This window comes from Nonomuraea sp. AD125B (assembly GCF_041402765.1).
In the GTDB taxonomy this organism is placed as follows: domain Bacteria; phylum Actinomycetota; class Actinomycetes; order Streptosporangiales; family Streptosporangiaceae; genus Nonomuraea; species Nonomuraea bangladeshensis.
The window spans coordinates 228,092-234,458 of sequence record NZ_JBGLOU010000017.1 but is presented as its reverse complement, the minus strand read 5'-3'; the positions used below and the strand labels follow the sequence as shown (position 1 = coordinate 234,458).

6 protein-coding genes are annotated in these 6,367 nt (G+C 73.8%); 4 read left to right on the top strand and 2 right to left on the bottom strand.

All coding sequences use genetic code 11. From position 1 onward, the window contains the following. Positions 1–37: 37 nt before the first annotated feature. A complete protein-coding gene (locus ACBR40_RS37540; protein WP_371251778.1) occupies positions 38–817 on the top strand; it encodes an IclR family transcriptional regulator C-terminal domain-containing protein in 780 nt (259 codons plus the stop codon). Positions 818–982: 165 nt separating this feature from the next. On the opposite strand, the gene ACBR40_RS37535 is transcribed toward ACBR40_RS37540, so the two are convergent. Beyond that, positions 983–1,561 carry a hypothetical protein gene (locus ACBR40_RS37535; protein WP_371251776.1) on the bottom strand — a complete coding sequence of 193 codons (579 nt, stop codon included), beginning with the start codon at positions 1,559–1,561 and terminating at the stop codon, positions 983–985. 251 nt (positions 1,562–1,812) lie between these two features. Between ACBR40_RS37535 and ACBR40_RS37530 the strand changes: the two genes are divergently transcribed. Continuing rightward, a complete protein-coding gene (locus tag ACBR40_RS37530) occupies positions 1,813–2,805 on the top strand; it encodes a sporulation protein (protein WP_344218288.1) in 993 nt (330 codons plus the stop codon). Positions 2,806–2,825: 20 nt separating this feature from the next. On the opposite strand, the gene ACBR40_RS37525 is transcribed toward ACBR40_RS37530, so the two are convergent. Beyond that, on the bottom strand, positions 2,826–3,098 hold the full coding sequence (locus ACBR40_RS37525) for a GlsB/YeaQ/YmgE family stress response membrane protein (protein WP_344218286.1): 273 nt from the start codon (positions 3,096–3,098) through the stop codon (positions 2,826–2,828). A gap of 189 nt (positions 3,099–3,287) precedes the next feature. Between ACBR40_RS37525 and ACBR40_RS37520 the strand changes: the two genes are divergently transcribed. Next, complete coding sequence (locus ACBR40_RS37520) at positions 3,288–5,405, top strand: alpha/beta hydrolase-fold protein (protein ID WP_371251775.1); 2,118 nt, start codon at positions 3,288–3,290, stop codon at positions 5,403–5,405. Positions 5,406–5,663: 258 nt separating this feature from the next. Further along, positions 5,664–6,359 (top strand): hypothetical protein, encoded by a 696-nt coding sequence (locus tag ACBR40_RS37515; RefSeq protein WP_371251774.1) that lies wholly within the window; start codon positions 5,664–5,666, stop codon positions 6,357–6,359. Positions 6,360–6,367 lie beyond the last annotated feature (8 nt).

The window sequence follows — 6,367 nt, the reverse complement described above, 5'->3', positions numbered from 1 at the left end:
GTCGCGGGCGGTCAAGCAGGAGCTAGGCGCCGGCTACCTGCAGTCGCTGGCCCGCGGCCTGGCCGTCATGGTCGCGCTCGGCCGGCCCGGCGGCGCCACCCTCGCCGACGCCTCCCGCATGACCGGCCAGCCCCGCGCGACCGTACGCCGCGCGGTCCAGACCCTGGAACGGCTCGGCTACGCCGCCGCCCGCGGCACCCGCTTCGTCCTGCTGCCGAAGGTGCTGGAGCTGGGCTACGCGCACCTGTCCGGCCTGCCCTTCCGCGCCGTCGTGCAGCCGCACCTCAACGACCTGGTCGCCCGGGTGCACGAGTCGGCGTCGGTCGCCGTGCTGTCCGGCGAGGACATCGTCTACCTGGCCCGCCGCCCGACCCGGCGGATCATGAGCGTGGACATCACGGTCGGCACCCGCTTCCCCGCCTACGCCACGTCCATGGGCCGGGTCCTGCTCGCCGACCTGCCGGAGGAGCGGCTGGACGCCATCGCGGTCAAGCCGCTGTCCAGCCACACCATCGCGACCACCGCCGAGCTGAAGGCGGTGGTGCGCCAGGTCGCCGCCGACGGGTACGCCCTGGTGGACCAGGAGCTGGAGGAGGGGGTGCGGTCGCTGGCGGTGCCCATCAGGGACGGCTCGGGACGGGTGGTCGCGGCCGTCAACGTCGCCACGCACGCCAGCCGCGCCACCCCCGCCGACCTGGTGCGCGACGTCCTGCCCGAGCTGCGGGAGACGGCCGCGCGAATGGCGGCCGACCTGGCGTCCGTGCACGGCCCGGCCTGGAACGGCGACCTGCGCGAGGTGGTCCGCCTCGGCCGCTGACCCGCCCGGCCCGGGTCCGTGGGCCGTCCGTAGCCGAGGCCCGCTGGGGCCGGGTCCTTGGGCCGTCCGTAGCCGAGGTCCGCTGGGGCCGGGTCGGTGGGCCGTCCGTAGCCGAGGCCCGTTGGGGCCGAGGGCCGGTCCGGGGCCGAGGGCCGGCGGGTCGGCTCAGCCGCGCCGGTGGCCGTGGCCGCGCTTGTCGGCGATGGCCCAGGCGGCGTCCCACGAGCGGTAGCGGCGCCGGTCCAGCGCCCAGCGCCCGGCCGCGAAGCCGGTGACGGCGATCAGCGCGGCCACCAGCACCACGAAGACCGCCATGCCCGCGCCCCGGATGACGATCTCCAGCGGCTTCTTCGGCGCGGTCGCCGGCCGCCCCTCGGCGTCGATCCAGATCCGCACCGCCGTGCCGCTCCTCGCCAGCCCCGGAGCCGCCACCTCACCGGTGCGCGCCGCCCCGTCCGGCCCCGTCCACCGCGCCGGCGTGCGCGGCAGCTGCGGCGGCATCTCGCCGTACGTCGCTCTGGCCGGCGGCGCGTCCCGCAGCAGGGTGGCCGTCACCTGCTGCCGCCCGCCCGGCCCGACGCGGGTCTCGGCCATCCCGGCCCCGTACGTGGCCCTCCCCGCCAGCACCGCCGGCCAGACGCTCACGAGGACCAGCAGCACCGCCGCCACCACCAGCGCGGACTCCAGACGATCGGTACGGCGGCGCAGCGGGTTGCGATCCCATCGGTACCTGCGCGTCAACATCCTCAGGGAATCCAGTGCAGCTCTCACCGCGCACCTCCTCGACACCACAAGGGTGGGCTCCAACTGCCCGTACGGGGAGTGTCGTAAGCCTCACCGACCAGGGACCTTCGCCCTCTTCCGCATCCCGAACCACCCCATACCCCCAAAAACCCCCTGCACGCAGGGGTTTCAGGAACTCGGCCGGTACGCCGCTCGTTGTGCGGGCGCAAGTAGTGATCATCAACCGATCTTCGACAGGGAGAGCAACAGCCGTGGTCTTCAAACGCATGCTGGGCGCGTTCGGCGTCGGCGCGCCTTCGGTGGACACCGTCCTCGCCACGTCGCGCACGCGGCCGGGCGGCACGCTGGAGGGCGAGGTCCGGCTCAAGGGCGGCGACTTCGACGCCGAGATCGAGCACGTCACGCTCGGCCTGGTGGCGCGCGTGGAAATCGAGTACGGCGACTCCGAGGGCGCCGGCGTCACCGAGTTCGGCCGCCTCCAGGTCTCCGGGCCGTTCACGCTGCGCAAGGGCGAGGACCGCACGCTCGGCTTCACCATGCCCGTGCCGTGGGAGGCGCCCGTCAGCGAGATCGGCGGGCAGCCGCTGCGCGGCATGGTGCTCGGCGTGCGCACCGAGCTCGCCATCGCCAAGGCCGTCGACAAGGGCGACCTCGACCCGTTCGCGGTCGAGCCGCTGCCGTCGCAGCTGCGCATCCTGGACGCGTTCCTCGGCCTCGGCTTCTCGTTCAAGTCCGCGGACCTGGAGGCCGGGCGGCTGGTCGGCGTGGACCAGCGGCTGCCGTTCTACCAGGAGATCGAGTTCTACCCGCCGCCGCAGTACCAGGGCCTGATCAACGAGGTCGAGGTGACCTTCGTCGCCACTCCCGAGGGGCTGACCGTCGTCCTGGAGGCCGACAAGCGGTCCGGCCGCTACTCCTCCGGCGACGCCATCGACCACTTCACCGTCAGCCACGACGACGCCCTGCGCACCGACTGGCCCGGCGAGATCGGGCGCTGGCTCCAGCGCCTCTCCGAGTACGGCGGCCACCACGGCGCCCCGCACGGCTATCACGACCCGCACGGCTACCACGACCCGCACCACCAGCCGTACCACGACGACCACCACCACCAGCACAGGAGCGGGCCGGGCGTCGGCGCGGTGGTCGCCGCCGGCGCGGCCGGCGTCGTGGGCGGACTGGTGGCCGGCGAGATCATCGAAGAGGTCTTCGAGGACGACGACGAGGGCGGCGACGACGAGTGGTGACCCCGCGGCCGCCCGTCGGCTCACTCGCGGCGGCGCTTGACGTACAGGCCGGCGGTGAGCGAGACGCCGAGCGCCGCCAGCGCCACCTGGATCAGCAGCTCGATCCAGTCGATGCCGCTGGTGTCGGCGACGCCGAGCGCGGCGGCGATGGCGGTCCCGATGAGGGCCGCCACCACGCCGATGAGGATGGTGAGCCAGATCGGGATGCGCTGGCGCCCGGGCACGACGAGCCGCCCGAGAGCGCCGATGACGATGCCGATGATCAGGCCGGAGATGATGCCGGTGATTTCCATGGTGCGACTCCAGAAGAGACGACGATCGACGGCCATCCCGACAACGAACGAACCGGCGCTCCGGGTGCCCGCCACCGCGCCCCGTCCGCCCGGGAGCTGTTGACACGGCACCCCCCACCCCAGGAAACTCTCCCAACACACCGCAAGGTGCGTACTGTAAACGTTTACGGCTCCCCTCGGAAGTGCTCCATGCCCCTGCCTCGCTGGATCGGCGCCGCCGCGCTGGCCGCCCTCACCACGTTCACCCTCCTCGCCCCGCCGGGCGAGACGGAGACGCGGGCGGGCGGCACGCTCACCACCGGCTCGGCCCCCTCGCCGGCCCTCGGCGGGGAGGCCGTCGCCTACACCGCCTACCTGCCCGCCGGCTACGACCGGGGCGGCGCCCGCCACCCCGTCCTCTACCTGCTCCACGGCCGCGGCGACACCATGCAGGCGTGGACCCGCGTCAAGACCGTGCTCGACGACCTGATCAGGACCAAGCGCATCCCGCCGGTCATCGCCGTCATGCCGGACGCCCCGTGGAGCGAACGCGGAAGCTGGTACACCGACTCCCGCTACACCGGCTCCGACCTGCCCGGGCGCAAGGTGGAGACCGCGCTCGCGCACGATTTGGTCGCGCACGTGGACGCCACCTACCGCACCGCGCCGATCCGCGAGGCCCGGCTGGTCGGCGGCTACTCGATGGGCGGCGCGGGCGCGCTCCGCTTCGCCCTCGCCCACCAGGACGTCTTCAGCGCCGCCGCCGTCCTCAGCCCCGCCGTCTACACCCCGCTGCCGCCCGGCGACTCCTCCGCCCGGGACTACGGCGCGTTCGGCGAGGGCGCGGCGAAGTTCTCCGACGACGTCTACCGTGAGCTCAACTACCCGGCCCTGCTGCCGAAGCTGGACCCCGACCTGCCGGTACGGATGTTCGTGGCCGTCGGCGACGACGAGTACGCCAACCCCGACCCCGCCGACGCCCGCCACGACCTCGACTTCGAGTCCGCCGCGCTCTACAACGCCGCCCGCCGCTCGCCCGCCGTCTCCGCCCAGCTCCGCGTCCTGGACGGCGGCCACGACTGGACCGTCTGGACGCCCGCCTTCGAGCAGGCCATGGCCGAGCTGGGCCCGGGTCTCAGTGTGACGCCGCCCGCCGGGCTGCCCGCCCCGCTGCACGGCACCGCCGCCACCGACTGGGCCGGCGGCGTCGCCGCCCACGCCGACGGCTCGCTCACGGTCGGGTACGCGGCCGGCGGGCCCGTCGCCGGCCAGCCGCACGCCGGCCGCCTCGACGCGGTCATCACCCGTACCGGCGCGAACGGCTGGACCCGGCAGCTCGGCACGGCCGCCGACGAGCGCCTGTACGGGGTCGCGGCGCTGCCCGACGGCGGCGTGCTGGCCGCCGGCTACACCAAGGGCGACCTCGACGGCCGGCATCCCGGCAACGCGGCCGACGACGCGTTCGTGGTCCGGCTCGGCCCGGACGGCGCGGTCCGCTGGATCACCCAGTTCGGCGCGCCGGACGCCGCCGACCGGCTCTACAGCCTGGCCGCCGCGCCCGACGGCGGCGCGTACGTGGCCGGCTACACCAAGGGCGACCTCGACGGCCGCAACGCCGGCGACAAGGACGCCCTCGTGGCCCGGCTCACTCCGTCGGGCGAGCTGGCCTGGCTGCGCCAGTACGGCGGCCCCGGCGAGGACAAGGCGTACGGGGTGGCCGCGGACGCCGCGAACCTGTACGTCACGGGCAGCGCCACCGCCGCCCTGCCCGGCACGAGCGCGCTCGGCGGCCTCGACGGCTGGCTGGCCGCGTTCGGGACCGCCGACGGGACCCGTAAGTGGGCCACGACCGCGGGCGGCGACGGCGACGACCGGCTGAACGCGGTGACCGTCACCACCGGCGGCCTGGCCGTCGCGACGGGCGCCGTGGACGGGGACGCCCACACCGCGGCCTACGACGCCCGCGGCAAGCGGCGCTGGACCCACACCCTCGCCACCCCGTCCGCCGACGAGGGGGCCGCCGTGGCCGCGCTGCCCGGCGGCGAGGTCGAGGTCGTGGGCCACACGCGGGGCCGGGTGGGCGTCCAGGCGGGCGGCGCCGACGTGCTGACCCTCCGGCTCGACGCCAAGGGCGGGCAGCGCGCCGCCGCCCAGTTCGGCTCGGCCAGGGACGACGCCGTGGACCCGTTCGCCGAGCCGAACCTGTACGCCGCGCCGACGCCGTCCGGCCAGGTGGCGGTCTCCGGCCTCACCTACGGCGCCGGCGGTCCCGGCAACGGGGACGTCTTCCTCGCCACGGTCGCCCCGGAGACCGGCCTGCCGTCCTAGAAAGAGACAGTTGAGCACCAGGACGACGTAGTGCCACGGCCGGGTCCGCGCCGGCCGTGGCACAAGGAGTACGACTCTCACGTCCGCACGTATCTGTGGGGCGGGCGCTTCTGGTCCCTCTCCTATGACGCGGGCTCGACCGGCGGCGCGAACCTGGCCCAAATGGGTGATCACAGGTCACCGCGTGGCGTTACCCGCCGTATCACCCTTGACTACTTAGAGTGAACAAGCGATGTCACATCGTGATCACAGGGAGAAATGGTGAAAGGTAACCTCATAGCCGCCGGCGGCGTACTCGCCGCCGCCGTCGCGCTCGTCGGCATGGCCGGCCCGGCGAACGCCGACGAAGAGCGCTGCGACCTCGGCTCCAGCGACAAGACCCACTCGTTCGGCATCGACGCCGAAGCTGAGCGCATCTGGTTCACGAGCCGGGAGTCCAAGTCCTGCCAGAACCACGACGACCGGCACCACCACGACGGCTGGGGCAGGTCCGACGACGATTCCGACTCTGACGACGACGAGGCCGACGACCGGTCCGACCGCGGGTCCCACCACGAATCCGACCGTGGGTCCGACCGCAGGTCCGAGCACGAATCCGACCGTGAGTCCGGCCGCGACTCCGATGACGGGTTCCACCGCGGGTTCAAGGACCGGTTCGACGGCGGGTTCGACGACAAGTCCGACCGCGGGTTCGACCGCGGGTTCAAGGGCAGGTTCGACGGCGGGTTCGACGACAAGTCCGACCGCGGGTTCCACCGTGGGTTCAAGGGCGGGTCCGAGGGCGACGCCGACGACCGCGGGTTCGACGGCGACTTCAACAAGGCGTCCTACGGGGACGACAAGGACGGCCACGACCGGGGCCGCGGCTGGGGCTGGATCGAGCCCGACGACCACGGCCGCACCTGGGGCGCCAACGGTTACCGCTACGAGGCCGCCAAGCACGACCGTCACTAGAGACTTTC

Excerpts from the sequence above, each read along its gene's own strand:
- ACBR40_RS37520 (WP_371251775.1), top strand. The coding sequence starts at position 3,288 with ATGCCCCTGCCTCGCTGGATCGGCGCCGCCGCGCTGGCCGCCCTCACC.
- ACBR40_RS37525 (WP_344218286.1), bottom strand. The coding sequence starts at position 3,098 with ATGGAAATCACCGGCATCATCTCCGGCCTGATCATCGGCATCGTCATC.
- ACBR40_RS37535 (WP_371251776.1), bottom strand. The coding sequence starts at position 1,561 with ATGTTGACGCGCAGGTACCGATGGGATCGCAACCCGCTGCGCCGCCGT.
- ACBR40_RS37515 (WP_371251774.1), top strand. The coding sequence starts at position 5,664 with ATGGTGAAAGGTAACCTCATAGCCGCCGGCGGCGTACTCGCCGCCGCC.